This window comes from Prosthecobacter vanneervenii (assembly GCF_014203095.1).
GTDB classification, from domain to species: domain Bacteria; phylum Verrucomicrobiota; class Verrucomicrobiia; order Verrucomicrobiales; family Verrucomicrobiaceae; genus Prosthecobacter; species Prosthecobacter vanneervenii.
Genome location: NZ_JACHIG010000019.1, coordinates 30017 through 48506, shown reverse-complemented (window position 1 = coordinate 48506; position 18490 = coordinate 30017). Strand labels below are relative to the sequence as shown.

Below are 18490 nucleotides of genomic sequence, written 5' to 3'. Positions count from 1 at the left end.
AAGCTTGCTCGCCACTTCCTCTCCCTCATTCAGTTTGCCTCCGTCATCGACTGGCTCAGATATGGCTCTTGAGGGTTTTCAAACACGGCCTAGCATTTCAGGCGAAGTTTTTATCGAGCGTAATGCAGGGGTGCAAACTAAACGTGACAGCTTAGTTTATAAGTTTACAAAAAAGGAGCTTGAAGTCACACTCGATGATCTTCGCAACCTTTCATCTGCTGATCTAGCAGAAAAATATCAATTAGCAGAAGATGGTCGTGATTGGACTATTGAGTGGGCCAAGCAGGACGTCCTGAAAAACGACGGTAATATAATTCAAGTCGCCTATCATCCATTCGATGCCCGTTGGACATATTTTAGCGGGCGCACTAAAGGTTTCATGGCTTACCCGCGCACCCCGTTGATGTGGAGCGCACTCCAACCTAACAGACTCTTGCTTACAGTCCGCAATCCTCGCCGAGGCAACGTCAATAGCTTTTTTGTAGCCGGCACAGTCGTGGATAAAGATTCAGTTTCGCCATTCGACAACGTAACATTTTTCCCTCTTTACACCTACCCCGACCCACGGACGTCACAGCAAACCTTCAATCTTCAAGGAGAGCAGCGCACTAACTTTTCCCCCACTTTTCTTCACTCACTTTCGGCAAAGTTGGGCTTGCCACCAAGAAGACCTCACAACCTGCCTGCGAACCTGACACCAGAAGACATCTTCCATTACATCTATGCTGTATTCTATAGCCCGGGATACAGAAGCCGTTATGCGGAATTCTTAAAGATTGACTTTCCACGTCTGCCATTAACCGGAAACTTGGTTTTAATGCGAGAGCTAGCTCGGCTCGGCAGCACACTAGTGGCACTGCACTCTTTGGAATCGCCTATGATTGACAATTTTCTTACCGAATTCATTGGCAACTCGAGAGAAGTCACCAACGTTGAGTACTCGGATAATACAGTATGGATTAATGCTGCTGGCGCGCGCGGCGGTACGATCGGAGGACCTAGCGGCTTCCACGGCGTTTCGGAGCCTGTGTGGAATTTTAACATCGGCGGCTACCAAATCTGTGATAAATGGCTTAAATATCGTAAAGGCCGCACCCTCACGAAAAGCGACATTGTCCATTACCAAAGGATCGTGGTCGCGCTGTCTGAAACCATCCGGCTGATGCAGGAGATTGATGAAGTGATCGAAGCGCACGGCGGATGGCCGGGGGCGTTTTCAACCACTGGAACAGTAAAGTCCGACTGAACCGCCATGGCCTCCATTTTCTTTTCCTACTCCCACAAGGACGAGTCTCTGCGCAACGAACTGGAGACGCACCTGGCGATGCTGAAGCGAGAGGGGCTGATCACCTCCTGGCATGACCGCAAGATCACTGCTGGCGATGAGTTTGCCGGGGTCATTGATGAGAAGCTGAACACGGCCGAGATCATCCTCCTGCTGGTAAGCTCTGACTTCCTGGCTTCGGGGTACTGCTACGATATCGAGGTACAGCAGGCGATGGCGCGGCATGAGGCCGGAATGGCGCGTGTCATTCCGATCATTCTACGGCCCTGCGAGTGGACGCGTGCGCCCTTTGGCAGGCTGCTGGCCGCCCCTACCGATGGCAAGCCCATCTCCAAATGGGCGGACAGGGACGAGGCATTTCTGGATGTAGTGCGCCAGATCCGTGCGGCGCTGCCGAAGACGCCCAGGGAACCGAGCCCAAGCCCACGGCCCGCCGTGCGGACAAGGCATGAAGAGACGACTGAGCTTCCGCGCTCGAGCAATCTGCGGCTGCGGCAGTCTTTCACGGATGCAGACAAGGACCGTTTTCTGGACGAGGCTTTTGAATTCATCGCCCGGTTTTTTGAGGGTTCCCTGGAAGAGCTGCAAAAGCGGCATCCGGAGATCGAAACGCGCTTCCGCCGTATTGATGCCCATTCATTCAGCGCGGCGATTTACCGCCATGGAAAGAAAAAAACCGCCTGTTCTGTCCATCAGGGTGGCAGGCGCGGCTTCACCGGCGGCATCACCTTTTCCTACGATGAGTCAAGTCAGGCAAACAGCTTTAATGAAGCCTTGAACGTGGAAGTGGGCGAACAGGCTCTGTCGCTCAAACCGATGGGCATGCAGTCCATGCTCAGCGGTCAAAACAAAGGCCACCTGACTTCAGAAGGCGGGGCCGAGTTTTTCTGGTCAATGCTGATCGAGCCCCTGCAACGCTGACAGAGTGCCCTCATGAGTGACGCCAAGACAGACAAAGATTTATGCCATCTCTACGTGGATGAAGCGGGCACGCCGGACATTTTTGATGCCAAGGGGCGCAACAACATCGGCCAGCAAGGCTGCTCCCGTTTCTTTTTTCTGGGAATGCTGGAGGTCCATGAGCCTGACAAGCTGATTGAGGCCCTGAGGAACCTGCGGGAACAGATGGTGGCCGATCCCTACTTTGCCTCTGCGGAGTCCTTCAAGCCCGAACGCCGGAAGACCGCCCTGCTGCTGCATGCGAAGGACGACCTGCCCGAGGTGCGGGTAAAGGTCTTTGATCTGCTGCGCTCCATGGGGTCTGCGCTGCGATTTCGCGCGGTGGTGTGTGACAAGGAGGTGATCCGCCTGCGGGAGGAAAAGAAGCGTGAAGAGGCGCCGGGCTACCGCTACAACCCGGACCACCTGTATGATGAACTGGCGCGGTCGGTTCTGGGGAAGTTTAGCCGCATGGCGGACGGATATCGCCTGTGGATCGCCAAACGGGGCAGCAAGGACCGCAATGCGGCCCTGCGCACTGCGCTGGAGCATGCAGAGGCCGACTTTGAGCGGAGCTTTGGCTTTTCCCGGGGTGGTGCCGATGCCTGGCACACTACCGTGACGAACCCACGCGAAACCGTGTGCCTGCAGGCGGCGGATTATTTTCTCTGGGCTCTGCAGCGATTCTACGAGCCCCGAGTGCATGCCCAGACAGGTGAAGTGACGCATGAGGAGCGCTACCTGAACGCCGTCTGGCCGCAGATCAGCCAGATCCATGACCTGCACTTTGGCCGCGAGCACGGAACCTTTTTTACGCCCAGCAATCCTCTGACTCTGGAAGCGCGATTCGGACCTAAACCCCAGAAAAAGAAAAAGCCGCACGTATAGGAGCCTTGTGGGCTCTCACGGCGCGTGGCCGAATTTCGCGTGCAGCGTGTCTAGAGTCGTCAGGGTCGATCGTTTAGTAAAGAACAAAGTTGATCAGGCCTTCCCATGAAAGGGGTTGACGCCCCTATTTACCACTGATCATGAGTGCTTTAAGTCAAAATAAAACTATTAATCGAGCCAGCGAGCTTTTTTGGGTATCGGTTAAAATTATGGCTTGCGGTTTGAAATGGGGGCCCAAGGGGTTGGGGGTGGTGAGGATGGCCTGACGAGGTGAGGAGCCCGGAGGGTGGTGGGCTGGATGCTCGATCCTAGATCCTAGATCGCGGTGACTGGATGCTGGATGGTAGGATGTGGTATCCGGGGACGGTGGGTGTGATGGGGACTGACTTTTTTGTTTTTGATTTTTAACTTTTTTCTTTTTTTCATGGCTCTTCTTCCTGATCCGAATGGTGTGCGCGAGGGCGCGGTGGCTCTGAGTGTGGCGGCGCTGAGGGCGAAGGCGGCGCTGGTGCGCAAACGCCAGAAGACTCCGCTGGAGGATGCGCTGGCGGCGGACGGGGGCACACGCGCAGTGCGACTGGTGCAGTGGGCGCGGACGCAGAAGGCGCAGTATGATGCGGGCCTGGTGCAGTGGCGGGCGAACCGACTGAAGTGGGCGCAGGAGGCGCAGGATATTTTTGACCACCGGGCGCGGGCACGCCGTGAGAAGCTGGAGGTGGAGGATGCGGCGAGCGTGTTTGATGTGGCGAATGAGTCGGTGAACATCGTGGCGGCGCTGGCGGAGTTTGCGGCGGCACAGGCTGAGCAGGATATCTTTGGCGGGGAGCCGTGGTTTGCGGCGTCGCCGGTGGGCCGGACGGATGTGAAGCTGGCGGATGACATCCAGCACCATCTGCAGTGGACGTTTCGCGACGGGAGGTTTGTGGATGCGCAGTGCCAGGGGATCGACCAGGCGGTGACTCTGGGGGAGTGCTTTATGAAGATGATGTATGCAGTGGAGGTGGATGAGCATGAGGCGCGGACGCCCTGCCTGCATATGGACGGGGTGCCGGTGCTGGATGATGCGGGCCGCCACGTGACGTGCGATGCACAGGCGGCGGGGATGCGCGGGAGGCTGACGGGGCGGCTGGAGTGGCGCGATGCTTTTGAGCGAAGGCAGTCGGTGATCCGCCAGGGGGTGGAGGCGGTGCCGGTGCATTTTAATGATGTGAGCTTCCGCGAGGATGCGCCGGAGCTGGAGCTGCGGCATACGAATGTGTACCTGACGGTGGAGATGAGCACGTTTGAGGCGATGCGGAGGTTTAACCTGTCGAAGGAGGATGCGATACGGCTGGCGCGCTGTGCGGAGGCGCGGCTGCATACGGAGGATGAGCTGCGACGTGAGCGGACGGCGGATGCGACGGTGAGCAGGCCTGCGGCGGAGGAGCCGCTGGGAGTGGAGGAGGCGGAGAAGCTCATTAATACACGGGTGCGCCTGATCGAAGGGTACATACGCGGGGATGTGACTGGGCACGGGCAGGAGGCGCGGATGTGCGTGGTGTTTCCTCCGCAGGGGGAGGACTGGATCGTGTGGGCGGATTATCTGGCGAATGTGTCGCCAAATGCGGAGCTGCCGGTGAAGTGCGAGGTGTGGGAGCCGGTGCCGCACCGGCTGTATGGCAGGGGATTTTTCGCGAAGTATGCGTATCTGCAGACGGGGACGGACAATCTGTGGAATCAGGTGAATTTCAGGAACGAGATGCACGCGAATCCGCTGACGGCGATCCATGAGGAGAACCTGATGGTGGATGAGGATGGGGGGCCGCTGGTGATCGGGCCTGGGAAGTCGATCCGGCCGAAGGCGGGGAAGAGCCTGGGTGAGTGTGTGGAGTTTGCGCAACTGCCGGATGCGGACAGCCGGAGCATGGAGCTTTTCCAAACGGGGATGCAACTGGCGCAGCTGAGGAGCGGGATCACAAATGCGAGCCAGGGGGATCTGAGCAGTGTGCCGGAGAGCAATACGGCGACGGGTGTGAAGGCGCTGATGAGCCGCGCGGCGGTGCTGCTGAAGAAGCCGGTGCGGAGGCTGCGGCGGGCGAAGGGCCGGGGATTCAGCTATGCGGTGAAGCTGCTGTATGCGAATTTTGACCGGGAGGAGGCGTTTGTGTGGGGCGAGGGCCACGACAAGGAGCTGGTGCGGATGACGCCGGAGCAGGTGCGGGATCTGGACATCGATGTGGTGATGCTGCTGACGCAGGAGCAAAACCAGGAGCGGCTGCAGGCGGCGCAGGTGATGATGCAGCTGGAGCAGGGCTACGCGGGGCTGCCGGAGACGGACAAGGCGGGGGCGCGCGTGGGCATTGTGCAGGCGCTGAAGGCGCTGGAGTTTGCAAATGCGGAGGAGATGGTGCGCCGGCCGGTGGTGAAGCTGGAGAATTGCCTGGGACTGCTGCCGCCGGAGGAGCAAGAGCGGGTGAAGGGGCTGATGGCGCTGGAGGCGCAGCAGCAGCAGCAGGGGGCGCAGGCTGCGGCGGGGGCGATGGGGGGTGCGGGGGCGATGGGGGGTGCGGGGGCGATGGGTGTGACGGGGTGATGCTGGATGCTGGATGCTGGATGCTGGATGCTGGATGCTGGATGCTGGATGCTGGATGCGAGGAAGAGGAAGAGGAAGAGGAAGAGGAAGAGGAAGAGGAAGATGCCAGGGGCTGGTATGGTGGATGAGGGAGTGAAAAAAGATGGAGAAAGTACTGGCGCGGTGGGGAGTGGGTCCCAAGGACTATGGGAGTGAGTGAGGCGAGGATGAGGGGCAGGATCGAGGACGAGGACGAGTTTGATGCGGAGCCGGCAGGTGGCTGGCGGGGCGGATGGGACGAGGAGGAGCGGCAGAATCGAGGACGAGGACGAGTTTGATGCGGAGCTGGCAGGTGGCTGGCGGAGCGGATGGGATGAGGAAACGTTCTTCGCGCTACGCGCCTCGATGGGGCAAGCCGAGGATGATGTGGAGAAGCAGATTTTTTGAGGAAGGACAATCTAAACCTAACAACAAAACACACTGATACCATGAAGAAGCACGCTCTAATACTGATGACGCTGATGGCCGCACTGACGATGACCGCGGTGGCGGTGGATGGCGTGGATGTGATGCTGAGGAAGATTTTTGGCAGTGATGCGCCGCCTTCAGCCGCGCCGCTGGCGCTGACGAGTCATGCGCTGGTGGGCAAGGACCACAGCGTGGTGGTGAATGCGTACCGTGGGCGGCTGGAGTTTGAGGGGAGCACGTTTGACAGCAAGGTGACGGCGCTGGTGGTGACGAATCCGACGGCGAGCCGGACGGTGACGATCCCGGACGGGAGCGGGACGCTGAGCCTGCACGCGACGGCGGTGCTGGCGGCGGGGGGCACGGTGAATTTTGCGCCTGGGGCGAGTGTGTCGTGCTATACGCTGACGCCGGGACAGGATGAGGCGATCAGCGGAGTGACGACGGGGGCGGTGCCTGGCCGGACGTACTGCCTGGTGGTGACGACGAGCGGGACGACAAGCAGAACGCTGACCTTTGGGACGAACTTCAAGGTGACGGGCACGCTGGCGACAGGGACGGTGAGCGGGAAGAAGTTTGTGATGAGCTTTGTGTATGACGGCGTGAATTTTAACGAGGTGAGCCGGACGACTGCGATGTGAGCCGGAGGCGTGGAGGCGTGCTCCCCTGCCCTGCCCGGGCGAAGGCTGCGACCACGGTCTGCGCCTGCCGGATCCTGTGAGACGCGATGCGCGAACCTGCTCCGAGATGATGCGCTAAGGCGCTGTGTGTAGCGCGGCATCCTGACTGGAGAGGTGATGACAGGAACGGCAGGTGGCGGACGGTCGAGAGGCCGGATTTTTCAGACGATACCAGATTGTGACACTTTTTTGACGGACCAAAACCTAACAAACAACGACCATGCCTGCTGCCCAAAGACGCACTCCCCTTGACCCGAAATCGATCCCCGGCGCCCTGCAAGGGATGGTGCCTGATTCTTCCTTCCGCCCAGTGACGCCGTCTGACACGTACCCGATCAAGGGCGGCCCGGCGCGTGCGCTGTATGTGGGCGGCGCGGGGGATGTGGCGGCGGTGAATGAGAACGGTGTGGCGGTGGTGTTTGCAGGCGTGCCCGCAGGCGCTGTGCTGCCGATCACGACGAGCCGCGTGAATGCCACGGCCACGACGGCCACGAACCTTGTCGCGCTGTGATTTTATGATCGGACTGGGACAAGGGCTATCTGTGGGGCTGCCGTCTGGGAAGACGGGGGGAGGGTTTGCGGGGGCGCTGGATGGGCTCTCGAGTGGACTGCGGGATGCTTGGAGTGTGGTGCGACGTCCACTGGCATCTTACACGGGTCCTTTGGTGCAAGTGCGGCGTGAGTCGGATAATGATGAGACGCTGATCTACAGCAGGGCGGATGGCAGGTTGGATGTGGCGGCGGCTGCGGATTTTAAAGGGGCATCGCTACTCCGCGTGGTGAAGGTCTTTGGGGCCATGGGATGGAGGGATCTGTACCAAAACAATGTGGCTGATCAGCCGCAGTTGGTTCTGACTGGCGGCATCAATGGTGGGCCTTCTGTTTTGAAGGATCAGGAAAGCTACAGCAGTCAGATGCTTTTGCTGGATTACTCCATTCAGCCCGGGGATACATGCTACCTGATAGAGCAGTCGCTGCAGCCGGCAATGTGGCAACGGGGCTTTACCATCGTTGGCTGGGCAGGAAGAGAGTTTCATCTTTCGTCTGGAGCAACCAATCTGGCACAATTCACCATGGAGTCGGATCTATCACCGCCTTTGGGGACAACAGATGCAGTGTGCGAGATTTTTGCCAATACGTCGGGCGGGCCAGTGCGCTGCTGGTCGAACGGAGTGGATGCAGCTCCTGGAACGCCGCAGCAAGGACTACCCACGTACCTCACGCAAAACTCCATATTTTGCGGAAGTGCTGGCAAGCAGCTTTTCGCCGAGCTGGGCATCTGGAACTACGGCTTTGGGGATGCTGAAGCGGCGCTGCTGTGGGCGCGGACGAATCCGGCTCATTTGTGACAGCGTGATTTCAGCGCATGTCAGATCTCGTGGAGGCCAAAGACGCTTTTTTTGCACCATTAAAACAACACTTTTCAACCCATTCACATTTTATGTCTTTTCATCCCCATTCACTATCGACAGAAACACTCATGGAGCGGGAGGCGCTGAGGCTGGAGGGGGTGACGGTGAGCGTGGGGTTTGATGACATGCTGGATGCGACGCTGAAGCTGAACATGCCGCAGCTGGACAACATGATCGTGGTGACAAGCCATGAGGACCGAAGGACGCAGGAGGTGGCACGCAAGCACGGGGCGATGCTGGTGGTGACGGATCTGCACCGGAAGAACGGACGACGCTTTAACAAGGGCGCGGCGATCAATGCGGGGTTCAATTATTTCCAGCATCATGGCTGGCGGCTGCACCTGGATGCGGACATCGCGCTGCCGGGAAATTTCAGGCGGCTCATTTTTAATCATCACCATCTGGAGCGGAGCTGCATGTATGGGGCGGACCGGGTGGATGTGATCGGGCTGGAGGAGCTGGCGGAGGCACGCCAGGCGGAGCAGCACGAGCATGGCTGCATCCTGCACCCGCGCATGAACCGGAGCGTGAGCGCACGATTTGTGGACACGCTGCATGGGTATGTGCCGATCGGCTATTTCCAGCTGTGGCACTGCTCGTGCCAGCAGCCGTACCCCTACAGCCTGGGGACGGCGGCGCATGATGATGTGATGTTTGCGCTGCGGTGGCCGGAGAGCCAGCGCCGACTGCTGCCGGGGGTGTTTGTGCATCATGTGTGCGCACGCGAGCCGGTGTGCGGTGAGAACTGGGACGGCCAGCGCAGGCAGCCGCGACTGAGTGAGAAAGCCTGAGAAATCCTGGCGGGCGGATGTGCGCGCATGGCTGGAATGGGGAGTGATCCTGACAGCCAATGGCGGACAGGAGTGTGCGCGTTCCCTTTTTGAAACGATGACAACAACGGCGGACAGGAGTATCCGCACTCCCCTTTAAAAACGATGAATGACACGAAGCTTTTTGACACGCTGATGACGCAGTTTGGCTTTGCGGGGCTGCTGGTGGTGGCGGTGTATGTGATCGCGCGGAAGCTGGCGAGCCAGTATGAGATGAGGATCAGCGCACTGGAGACGGCGAGCGCACGCTGCGAGGCGGACAGGATCGAGCTGCGGAATGTGATCATCACGATGCAGACGAAGGTGATCGCGGATCTGACGGCGAAAGTTGAGCTGGGAGGAACCAGGGCATGAATGAGATGAAACGCACGTGCTACATCGCGATCAACGGGATACGTACCAATCCGGGGGATGCGGAGGGATGGACGGACCGGTTTGTGACATGGGTGAACACACGGCTGCCTGACGGGGTGGTGGCGGAGAAATTTGAGTATGCGTGCAGCGCGCTGCTGCGGCGTGTGCACCAGCGAGAACGTGCGGATGAGATCGCAAAGAAGGTGGGCTACTACCGGCGTGCGGGCTACCGGCTGGTGCTGGTGGGACATAGCAACGGGTGCGACCTGATCGCGCGGGTGCTGGAGGCGTGCGGGGCGGAGATCGATGCGGCGCACCTGATTTCTCCTGCGGCGGATGAGGAGGACTTTGCGGAGGCGATTCGCGAGGGGCTGGTGCGACGAGTGCACGTCTATGGGAGCCGGAATGACGGGGCGCTGAAGTTTGCGCGGATGACGAGGCCTTGGCTGGCCTGGCTGGGGCTGGGCTACGGGAGCCTGGGGCTGCGCGGCAGGGAGTTTGCACGGCTTTTTCCCTGCGTGGTAGCAGACCACAGCGATGATGCGCAAGGGCATGGCACCTGGCTGCAGCGGGGAGAGAAATTTGAGGCGCTGATGAGGCTGATCAGTGCGAATGATCTGGAGGATCAGAAGATACCATGTGATGCCATTCTCCATGAGGGTGAAGCATGCGACTGCGGCAGCATGGATGATGTGGCGGAGATGCCGGAGGAGTGTGTGGATGAGCAGCGGCAGGAGAGCCTGAGGGCGTGATTTGGACCACCGCTCAAAAAACATGAACTTGGACTTGCAAAGCCTGAAGAGGATCCCAACAACGCTAGGAAGAAAACTTCAAACACGAGACAGCATGAAGACACACGCACTCATCTTGATCATCGCGGCGGTGGCCGCTGCCATGGGGCTGGGAGCCTGCACCAACGCGGAGGTGGTGAAGATCAACACGCCGGCGGTGAGGGCGCAGATTTTGGGCGATGCGGAGAAGGACCTGATCGCGGGTGGCGGGGCGCTCCTGCTCTCCGGCGGGAATTCGGGCGCGGCTGTGGCGGCGGTGACGGCGCAGGAGCTCAAGAATTTGCCTGAGCTGCAGAGCGCGATCCAGACGGCGCAGGCGAGTGCTGCGGACACTGCAAGCGCGCAGGGGCCGGTGACGGCGGTGACGCCGTGAGGGACTTTTTGAAAACTGAAAGCTGAAATCTAAAACCTAAAAACATGCCCCAAGTGATGGAGGCGTGACAGACGAACAAACCTCAACCCTCATTGATCATGTCAGGACTCGCCGATGTTTATGCCCGCCAGTTTGAGTCGTGCACGATCCGGTCTGAGCATGCGGCGGAGGTGCAGGGCGAGGTGGACCGGATGCGGATGCACCGGCAGCGCTACGCGGAGGTGGCGGGGCAGTTTCCTGGCATGCCGTGGTGGGTGCCTGCGGTGCTGCACTCGATGGAGTGCGGGCTGGATTTCCATCAGCATTTGCACAATGGCGACCCGCTGAGCGCACGGACGGTGCAGGTGCCGAAGGGACGGCCGCTGAAGGGGAAGCCGCCCTTCACGTGGGAGGAGAGCGCGGTGGATGCCCTGGTGTGCGACGGGCTGGACCAGGTGCGGGACTGGAGCGCGGGGGCGGCGCTGGTGGCCTTTGAGAACTACAATGGCACAGGCTACCGCAGGCGCGGGGTCCCCTCCCCCTACCTGTGGAGCTACACGGACCTGTACCGCTGCGGCAAGTACACGGCGGACGGCCACTACGACCCGCAGGCGGTGAGCCGCCAGAGCGGCTGCGCGGCGCTGATGCGGCTGCTTTTGGAGCCTTGAATACCAGTTTCTACCAGACCATGCCCGAATGCGGCATGTGATTCCTCTTTTTTGCTCAAAACCTGAAACCACACCGAACAAGCTGACACCATGGCCTCTCCTACTGTAACCAGCATCTCCCCGCCCAGCGGACCTCTCGCCGGCGGTATTTCTGTGACGATCCACGGGACGAACTTCACCGGGACGACGGGGGTGACCCTGGGTGGCACGGCGGCCACCGGCGTGAGCGTGGTGGATGACAGCACGATCACCTGCACGACTCCGGCCCACAGCGCGGGGGCGGCCAGCGTGCTGGTGACGAACGCCGACGGCACGAATGCGGCCAACAGCCTGTACACCTACCAGGGCGCACCCACGGTGACGGGGATCTCTCCTGCGAGCGGACCGCTGACAGGAGGCGCGACGGTGACGATCACGGGAACGAATTTCATCGGGGCCACGGGCGTAACGATCGGCGGTGCGGCGGCGGGGAGCGTGAGCGTGGTGGATGCCACACACATCACCTGCACGGTGCCGGCAGGCAGCGCGGGCGCGGCGAGCGTGCTGGTGACGACACCGAGCGGCACGAATGCGGCGAATACGCTCTACAGCTATGTGGCGGCACCGACAGTGACGAGCCTCTCGGTGTCCAGCGGACCGACTGGCGGTGGCACGAGCGTGGTGATCACGGGGACGGGCTTTACCGGGGCGAGCAGCGTGAGCTTTGGCGGCACGGCGGTGGCGAGCTACACGGTGAACAATGCGACAACGATCACCTGCACGGTGGCGGCGCACAGCGCTGGCGCGGTGAGCGTGGTGGTGACGACGGCGGGCGGCAGCAATGCGGCGAACACGCTCTACACCTATGCGGCAGCGCCGACGGTGAGCGGCATCTCGGCGGCGAGCGGTCCGCTGAGCGGTGGTGTGAGCGTGACGATCACTGGCACAAACTTCAGCGGCGCGACGGGCGTGACGATCGGTGGTGCGGCGGCGACCAGTGTGACGGTGGTGGACAGCACGCACATCACCTGCACGACGCCTGCGCACAGCGCGGGAACGGCGAGCGTGGTGGTGACAACGCCCGGTGGCAGCAATGCGGCGAACAGTTTGTACACCTACCTGGCTGCGCCGACGGTGAGCAGCGTGTCTCCGGCGAGCGGCACGGTGAATGGCGGCACGAGCGTGGTGATCACGGGCACGGGATTCACCTCGGACGCTGTGGTGAAATTTGGCGGAGTGACGGCGACGATCACGAGCGTGAGCGGCACGAGCATCACGTGCACGACGCCCACGGGTGGCGGTGCAGGCCCGGCGAGCGTGCAGGTGACGACGCCTGGCGGCACGAATACGGCAAACACCCTTTATAGCTATGTGCTGACACCGCCCACCGTGGCGAGTGTGACGCCCTCCAGCAGCACGACGGATGGCGGCACCACGGTGACGATCACGGGGACGAATTTTTCTGCGGTGAGCAGCGTGACCTTTGGCGGCGTACCGGCCACGGATGTGGTTGTGGTGAGCAACACCAGCCTGACGTGCACCACGCCGGCGGTGGGTGCACCAGGCGGCGCCAGCGTGCTGGTGACGACGCCCAGCGGCACCAGCGCTGCCAACAGCCTCTTCAGCTATGTGCCTCCGCTGCCTACGGTGGGCAGCCTGTCTCCGAGCACGGGCTCGACGCTGGGCGGCACGCTGGTGAGCATCACGGGCACGCACCTGCTGACGACCGGGAGCGTGACGATCGGCGGCGTGCCGGCGACGAATGTGACGGTGGTGAGCGATACGAGCATCACGTGCATCACACCCGCGGGCAGCGTGGGCACACCCAATGTGGTGGTGACCACCACCGGGGGCTCCAGTGTGAGCGTGGCCCCTTTTACGTATGCACTCACCGCGCCGACGGTCAGCAGCATTTCGCCAGCGCAGGGGACGAGTGCGGGCGGCACCACGGTGACGGTCTCCGGTGCAAACTTTACCGGGACCACGGGTGTGACGATCGGGGGCGTGGCCGCCACGCGCATCGTGGTAGTGAATGACAGCACCCTGACCTGCACCACCCCGGCGGGCAGTGCGGGCAGCCCGAGGAGCGTGGTGGTGACGACGCCCAATGGCAGCAATGCGGAGAACAGCCTCTTTACCTACAAGGAGGCGCTGCCCACGGTGAGCAGCGTGTCGCCACCCATCGGCGCCTCTGCAGGCGGCACGAGCGTGACGATCTACGGCACGCACTTCAGCGGGGCCACCGGTGTGACGTTTGGCGGACTACCAGCCACTGGTATCACGGTGGTGAATGACAGCACGCTGACCTGCACCACGCCCGAGGGGCTGGCGGGGACGACGAGCGTGCTCGTGACCGCAGCGGCGGGCACCAGCGCGGCGAACAGCCTGTACCTCTATGTGCAGGCGGTGCCGACGGACACGTACATCTATCTCAAAGGCGCACGCGGGGACGGCTTTGTGCCGCTGTGGACCGGCGCGCTGAGCGAGGAGGGCATGGTGAGCGACACGGGCACCAGCCTGGGCACCTCCGGCAAGGAGGTGAGCGAACCCTACCGCGACATCTTTCCCTCGACCGCCTTTGCCCAAAGCACCGCCGTCTCGTATGGCGGATTTGCCGCGTGGGTGGTGCCCGGGCCGGGCACCGGCGCCAATCTTTACCTAGACGATGGCACGGCTGCGACGAACAGCCCCAAAAGCCGTCTCTCCGACGAGGTGGGGCATGTGAAGCCGCGCCAGTATGCGCGTGTGGCCACGTGGCTGATCTTCACCTCGCAGAGCGGGATTTCGTACAAGTTCCGCAAAGACCAGGTCGTCGGCTGGGGATCGCAACCACGTGCCTAACCAAAGACCATGCCCTCGATCAATTCCAACTTTGACTGGGTGGACACGCCCAACCCTGCCGAGCGCGGCTTTTCCATCACCGCAAAGGAAAGCGTGAACGACATGATCCCGGACTTTCTGAGCAACGTGGTGCTGTGGAGCGACTGCCCGGCGTGGATCAAAAACGCCGAGGCCATCCCGCCGAGCCTGCAGGGCTACACGCTGGTGCACTCCATGAAGGCGGACTACCAGAAGCGCACCTTCATCTTTGGCCGGACGCGCACGAATCTGGAGCGCAACACGCCTTTCCAGGTGTCGTGGGTGAAGCGCATGCAGTTCTGGCCCACGGTGCTGCTGAAGCTGTGGTTTGAGCAGGGAAACCTGTCGCTCTCCGGCAATCAGAAAGACGGCAATGTGGTGCATGTGCGCAGCAAGACGCGCGACGGGGCGATGTACCCGACGTGGTTCAAGACGAGCCGCTTTCTCTCCGAGCGGCCGTGGCCGCGCACGACGAGCCGGTCTCCCACACCGATCACGGACACGGTGACGTGGAGCTTTGACGGCAGCGAGGGAAACATCCCCGAATGCCTGCACCCGGGCTGCCGCTTTCCACGTTTTCAGACGAGCGGCAAGGTGCTCTTTGACGCGGGGACGGCGGAGGTGGAGATCGGCAATGATCTGCAGGTGGTGGAATACCCCGCCACACCGATGACGGACTGGGAGGTGTACCCGGTGGAGGACACGCCGCAAAACATCGGCGGCTTCTGGTTCCGCGAACTGGTGGAGGCCTATCCACCGATCGATGACCGCGACATCACCCAATAAGAAGAGGCCCGCATGATCCAGACCTCCATCGGCAAAATGCAAGTGGGCAGCCCCTGGCTGGCCCGGCAGTGGATCAACAGCATCCCGGGCATCACCGTGACGCCAGGCATCACCCAAAACAACCTGACCGTGCGCGCCGGAAACAAGCGGCCCAGCTTTACCACCGCCCAGGGCATGCGTGGAAGCAGCGGTGGTGGAAGCAGCGGAAGCGGCAGCTCAGGCGGAGGCAGCAAAGGCGGCAGCTGGGGCTGGGACTTCAGCGGGGTGGGCGGAGGAGGATTTACCTATTTTTGATGAAACAGACCCAGCCCAACCCCAAGATGAGAAACCCCTACCAACCACCCCAAACGGCGGACACGCCCAAGACACCCGACCCACGCCTGCACCAAAGCAGGCTCTCCGCGATGTCCGAGCCCGAGGCCGTGTGCGTGACCATCTGCACGCCCGCCTATGCTCATCTGCGCGACGAGGCCGTGGCCGCCTTCCGCAAACATTTTGGACTGCCTGTGCTGGTGATCGAATGCGCGGACTCCGAAGGCTACGAGACCAAGATGAAGCTGGACCTGCTGGTGGGTCCGCGAAAAATGGTCTTCTGCGATCTGGACTTCAGGCCGGTGCGCAGCTTCCCGCCCGTGTGGCAGTCTGGCAACTGGTGCGCGGTGCGCGATCACGGGCACAAGCACCCCAAATCCTTTGCGTCCTATGACATCGAGGCCCATGGCCTGGATGCGCTGAGCTACTTCAACAGCGGCTTCTTCTGCTGTGATCTTTCCAAGCCGCAGCATGCCGCCGTGTTTGCGACATCGCGCGTCATCTGGCGTGATGTGCAGCAGGGCAAACGCCCACCTGTGGGAGACTTTGGCGACCAGTTTTATCTCAATGCCGCCGTGCGTGAGCTGGGCATCCCGCTGAGCCTGCTGCCCGTCTCCATGAACTGGCTGCGCGGCTACGCCGAGCACGGCATGTTTCCATATGTGCCGCGCGTGATCTACGCCATACACGCCGCCGGCGTGCCGCTGGCCGGAAAGCTGCAGCACCTGCGCGTGATGGAGGAAGCACATGGATACGCCGCCGCAGAACTGTGCGACAGCGTGGCAAGAGAACACCTGGCACTCAGCGTGGAACTGGCATGAAGACAGCAATAGAGAAAGCATCGATGCTGGAGTTGCATTCCGCTGCGACGATAGACGAAAAATGGAAAGCAGCTTGGAGCCTGTTGGAAGCGGATACCGCCTCCGAATTTCCCGTTGAATTCCGATGGCACGCTCGATGCTGGTTAACATACCGGGGCATTGAAGGACATATAAAACACTCTGACATGATGCACCGAGTCATCGGTTTAGCATTAAATCCGCCAGAGAGCACCACTTTACTGTCAAGATGGACCACGAGCCAGGCAGCCGCCTCATTTTACTACTTTACACTGAATGACATGGAGGCTGCAGCTGAAGAAGCAGCTGTTTTCAACAACGCCAGCCATTATGTTAACCACCCCCCTTCCATACTAAGTGCTTTACGAGTAAAGTGCATCCTTGCATATGCTGAACTACTCGCTGGCAATTATCAAAAAACACAACAGATAATAGAAGCTTCCCTTGATTCATGGACATCAACAATTTCCAACATCAGTTGGATTAAATCGCCTCTCTATAGATTGGACATGCCTGCAGCAGCGACGCCCATTCATACTTTGATGTGCATCGCATCGCGTATCGGAATGTGTGATAAGACCGAGTGGCAAGGACAAGATTGCATCATTCAGCCTCTGAAAGATCCATGGGTGAGATGTTTGAAGCACCTGAGCCGAAGAAAGGACTCGATATGGATCTGAAGCTGCTACCAGCGCGCCGAATCGATCTCGGCTACCTAGTCCCCAGCGGTGGAGTCGTTGCAGAACTAGGAGTGGCATGCGGCAACTTTTCTTCTGCCCTTCTCAATCATCACCCTCATCTTGGAAAACTATACGCAATAGATAAATGGAATGATGAGAGACACCCTGCACATGAGGAGACGGTAGCACGTAACAACCTCAGAGATCCGAGGGCCATAGTGATACGTCAGACATTTGAGGAAGCTGCAAAAAACGAAATACTAGAAAACATCTGTTTCGATTTAATCTACGTCGATGGATACGCCCATACCGGCCAGGATTCAGGTGCAACTTTAGCCCACTGGTGGCCTAAGTTGAAGCCAGGTGGCATTTTCGCGGGGCATGATTACGATACAGCCTGGCCGCTAACTATTAAAGCGGTCAATGAATTTGCCAAAAACCATCGATTAACAATTCATTCGATTAAAGAAATTCCATTTAATTCTTGGTGGCTTTCCAAGCCAGTGAATTACTTGGCGACCATGTAACGGACACCAATACTACGTTGAATCTTGCCAATACCGTCCTTGATCTCAACAGTCCATTTATCGCCATCCTCAAACAGTAAAGTTACAATGCCTTTGTCGGCGGAGCGTCTCCAAGTGCCTGTCTTTTTTACACTTCCATCATTCATAACAAGCTTTCCTCCGGGATTCAGCGATATAGCCGCTTCCTCCCTGTCTGAAGGTGTACGCTTGTAAGCCCATTCCGTTGGCAAATTGGAGTCGCCAGAAACTTTTCCAGCCTCAATTTCTTCCCTTACTTTCCCAAGCTCCGTGACTGTTTCCAGCTTGGCTCCGCCTGCGGTTTTCAAGAGGCTGTCGATGCGCGCGATGCTGGACTTTTGCACGGGGGCAAGAGCCTTGGCGCGGGCTTCATCGTAGAGGGAGAAAAGCTGCACGGCACTGGCTTGAGGTGCTGCCACGGGTTCGCCAGCAAGTTTGGCTTTGAGTTGCGCCGTAAGCAGCTCGGCCCCTGCGGTGTCGCCGCTAGAAACGAGCTTGGTGATCATCGGGGTGGCAGTTTTTTCCAACGACTGATTCAGACGCTCCACAGCCTTTACAGCCTGCTTGCGGTAGTCTTTGAGGATGGCCTCGGGGCTGTCTGCGAGGGCAGTGGCAGAGGTGAGGGAGACCAGCAGGAGGGTGAGAAGCAGGTGTTTCATGAGCACAAGGTTGGGCGGCGGGAAGATAGCCTTAAGAGCGAACCTGCAAGTTGAATTGGAATTTAAGATGCCTGCTGGTCTGGATGAGAAAAATGCCCTCGGAAGCCTTGATTGGGATGGTGACACGGGCGGTTGTTGCGGGGATGAGGGCGCTGGGACGTTCGGCCAGAGCCAATGAGGACATCGGCGCTCCCAGTAAAGAGGCGCGGCGACGAAGTGTGGCGTGGGGGGATGGGAGTGGTGTTGGAGGATGAGGGCGCTGGGGCGCTCGGCCAGAGCCGATGAGGACATCGGCGCTCCCAGTAAAGAGCCGCGGCGACGAAGGGCGGCGTGGGGAGATGGGAGTGATGTTTGTGGATGAGGGCGCTGGGGCGCTCGACCGGAGCCGATGGGGACATCGGCGCTCCCAGTAAAGAGGCGCGACGAGGGCGGCGTGGTGGGATGGGAGGGGTGTTGGAGGATGGGGGCGCTGGGACGTTCGGCCAGAGCCGATGAGGACATCGGCGCTCCCAGTAAAGAGGCGCGGCGACGAGGGTGGCGTGGTGGGATGGGAGGGGTGTTGGTGGTTGAGGGCGCTGTGTGTGGTGAGATTGGGGGAGGTTTTCCATCATGGTAG

General features: G+C 60.2%; 19 protein-coding genes. 18 read left to right on the top strand and 1 reads right to left on the bottom strand.

What is annotated here, in order from left to right:
• The 18 genes from HNQ65_RS25505 to HNQ65_RS25420 form a co-directional block, all read left to right on the top strand.
• Nucleotides 1-1246: type ISP restriction/modification enzyme (locus HNQ65_RS25505; protein WP_221306299.1), on the top strand; the 1246-nt coding region annotated here is incomplete at its 5' end.
• 6 nt (nt 1247-1252) lie between these two features.
• On the top strand, nt 1253-2206 hold the full coding sequence (locus HNQ65_RS25500; RefSeq protein ID WP_184344504.1) for a toll/interleukin-1 receptor domain-containing protein: 954 nt from the start codon (nt 1253-1255) through the stop codon (nt 2204-2206).
• Nucleotides 2207-2218: 12 nt separating this feature from the next.
• Entirely contained in the window at nt 2219-3112 is an 894-nt protein-coding gene (locus HNQ65_RS25495; RefSeq protein ID WP_184344502.1) for a DUF3800 domain-containing protein, read from the top strand.
• A 424-nt stretch (nt 3113-3536) separates the two neighbouring features.
• A complete protein-coding gene (locus tag HNQ65_RS25490; protein WP_184344500.1) occupies nt 3537-5684 on the top strand; it encodes a portal protein in 2148 nt (715 codons plus the stop codon).
• 467 nt (nt 5685-6151) lie between these two features.
• Nucleotides 6152-6769, top strand: a complete 618-nt coding sequence (locus HNQ65_RS25485; protein WP_184344498.1) for a hypothetical protein — start codon at nt 6152-6154, stop codon at nt 6767-6769.
• Nucleotides 6770-7028: 259 nt separating this feature from the next.
• Nucleotides 7029-7319 (top strand): spike base protein, RCAP_Rcc01079 family, encoded by a 291-nt coding sequence (locus HNQ65_RS25480; protein WP_221306298.1) that lies wholly within the window; start codon nt 7029-7031, stop codon nt 7317-7319.
• Nucleotides 7320-7437: 118 nt separating this feature from the next.
• Nucleotides 7438-8157 carry a hypothetical protein gene (locus HNQ65_RS25475; RefSeq protein WP_184344496.1) on the top strand — a complete coding sequence of 240 codons (720 nt, stop codon included), beginning with the start codon at nt 7438-7440 and terminating at the stop codon, nt 8155-8157.
• 92 nt (nt 8158-8249) lie between these two features.
• Complete coding sequence (locus HNQ65_RS25470) at nt 8250-9011, top strand: glycosyltransferase (RefSeq protein ID WP_184344494.1); 762 nt, start codon at nt 8250-8252, stop codon at nt 9009-9011.
• A gap of 144 nt (nt 9012-9155) precedes the next feature.
• Nucleotides 9156-9404 (top strand): hypothetical protein, encoded by a 249-nt coding sequence (locus HNQ65_RS25465; RefSeq protein WP_184344492.1) that lies wholly within the window; start codon nt 9156-9158, stop codon nt 9402-9404.
• 5 nt (nt 9405-9409) lie between these two features.
• Nucleotides 9410-10156, top strand: a complete 747-nt coding sequence (locus HNQ65_RS25460) for an alpha/beta hydrolase family protein (RefSeq protein ID WP_184344490.1) — start codon at nt 9410-9412, stop codon at nt 10154-10156.
• A 94-nt stretch (nt 10157-10250) separates the two neighbouring features.
• Nucleotides 10251-10568, top strand: coding sequence for a hypothetical protein (locus HNQ65_RS25455; RefSeq protein WP_184344488.1), 318 nt, complete (start codon nt 10251-10253; stop codon nt 10566-10568).
• 98 nt (nt 10569-10666) lie between these two features.
• Complete coding sequence (locus HNQ65_RS25450) at nt 10667-11215, top strand: peptidoglycan-binding protein (protein WP_184344486.1); 549 nt, start codon at nt 10667-10669, stop codon at nt 11213-11215.
• Between the two features lie 90 nt (nt 11216-11305).
• Nucleotides 11306-14035 (top strand): beta strand repeat-containing protein, encoded by a 2730-nt coding sequence (locus HNQ65_RS25445; RefSeq protein WP_184344484.1) that lies wholly within the window; start codon nt 11306-11308, stop codon nt 14033-14035.
• 9 nt (nt 14036-14044) lie between these two features.
• Nucleotides 14045-14839: a hypothetical protein gene (locus HNQ65_RS25440; protein WP_184344481.1), complete on the top strand. Its 795-nt coding sequence runs from the start codon at nt 14045-14047 to the stop codon at nt 14837-14839.
• Nucleotides 14840-14851: 12 nt separating this feature from the next.
• Entirely contained in the window at nt 14852-15133 is a 282-nt protein-coding gene (locus tag HNQ65_RS25435) for a hypothetical protein (RefSeq protein WP_184344479.1), read from the top strand.
• Nucleotides 15133-15972 (top strand): hypothetical protein, encoded by an 840-nt coding sequence (locus tag HNQ65_RS25430; protein WP_184344477.1) that lies wholly within the window; start codon nt 15133-15135, stop codon nt 15970-15972. Before HNQ65_RS25435 ends, HNQ65_RS25430 begins: the two co-directional genes overlap by 1 nt.
• Nucleotides 15969-16670, top strand: coding sequence for a hypothetical protein (locus tag HNQ65_RS25425; protein ID WP_184344476.1), 702 nt, complete (start codon nt 15969-15971; stop codon nt 16668-16670). The genes HNQ65_RS25430 and HNQ65_RS25425 overlap by 4 nt, the downstream gene beginning before the upstream one ends.
• Nucleotides 16625-17197 carry a class I SAM-dependent methyltransferase gene (locus tag HNQ65_RS25420; RefSeq protein WP_184344474.1) on the top strand — a complete coding sequence of 191 codons (573 nt, stop codon included), beginning with the start codon at nt 16625-16627 and terminating at the stop codon, nt 17195-17197. The genes HNQ65_RS25425 and HNQ65_RS25420 overlap by 46 nt, the downstream gene beginning before the upstream one ends.
• Here the strand turns inward: HNQ65_RS25420 and HNQ65_RS25415 are convergent.
• Nucleotides 17179-17874: a hypothetical protein gene (locus HNQ65_RS25415; RefSeq protein WP_184344472.1), complete on the bottom strand. Its 696-nt coding sequence runs from the start codon at nt 17872-17874 to the stop codon at nt 17179-17181. The two genes, HNQ65_RS25420 and HNQ65_RS25415, sit on opposite strands and share 19 nt — an antisense overlap.
• Nucleotides 17875-18490 lie beyond the last annotated feature (616 nt).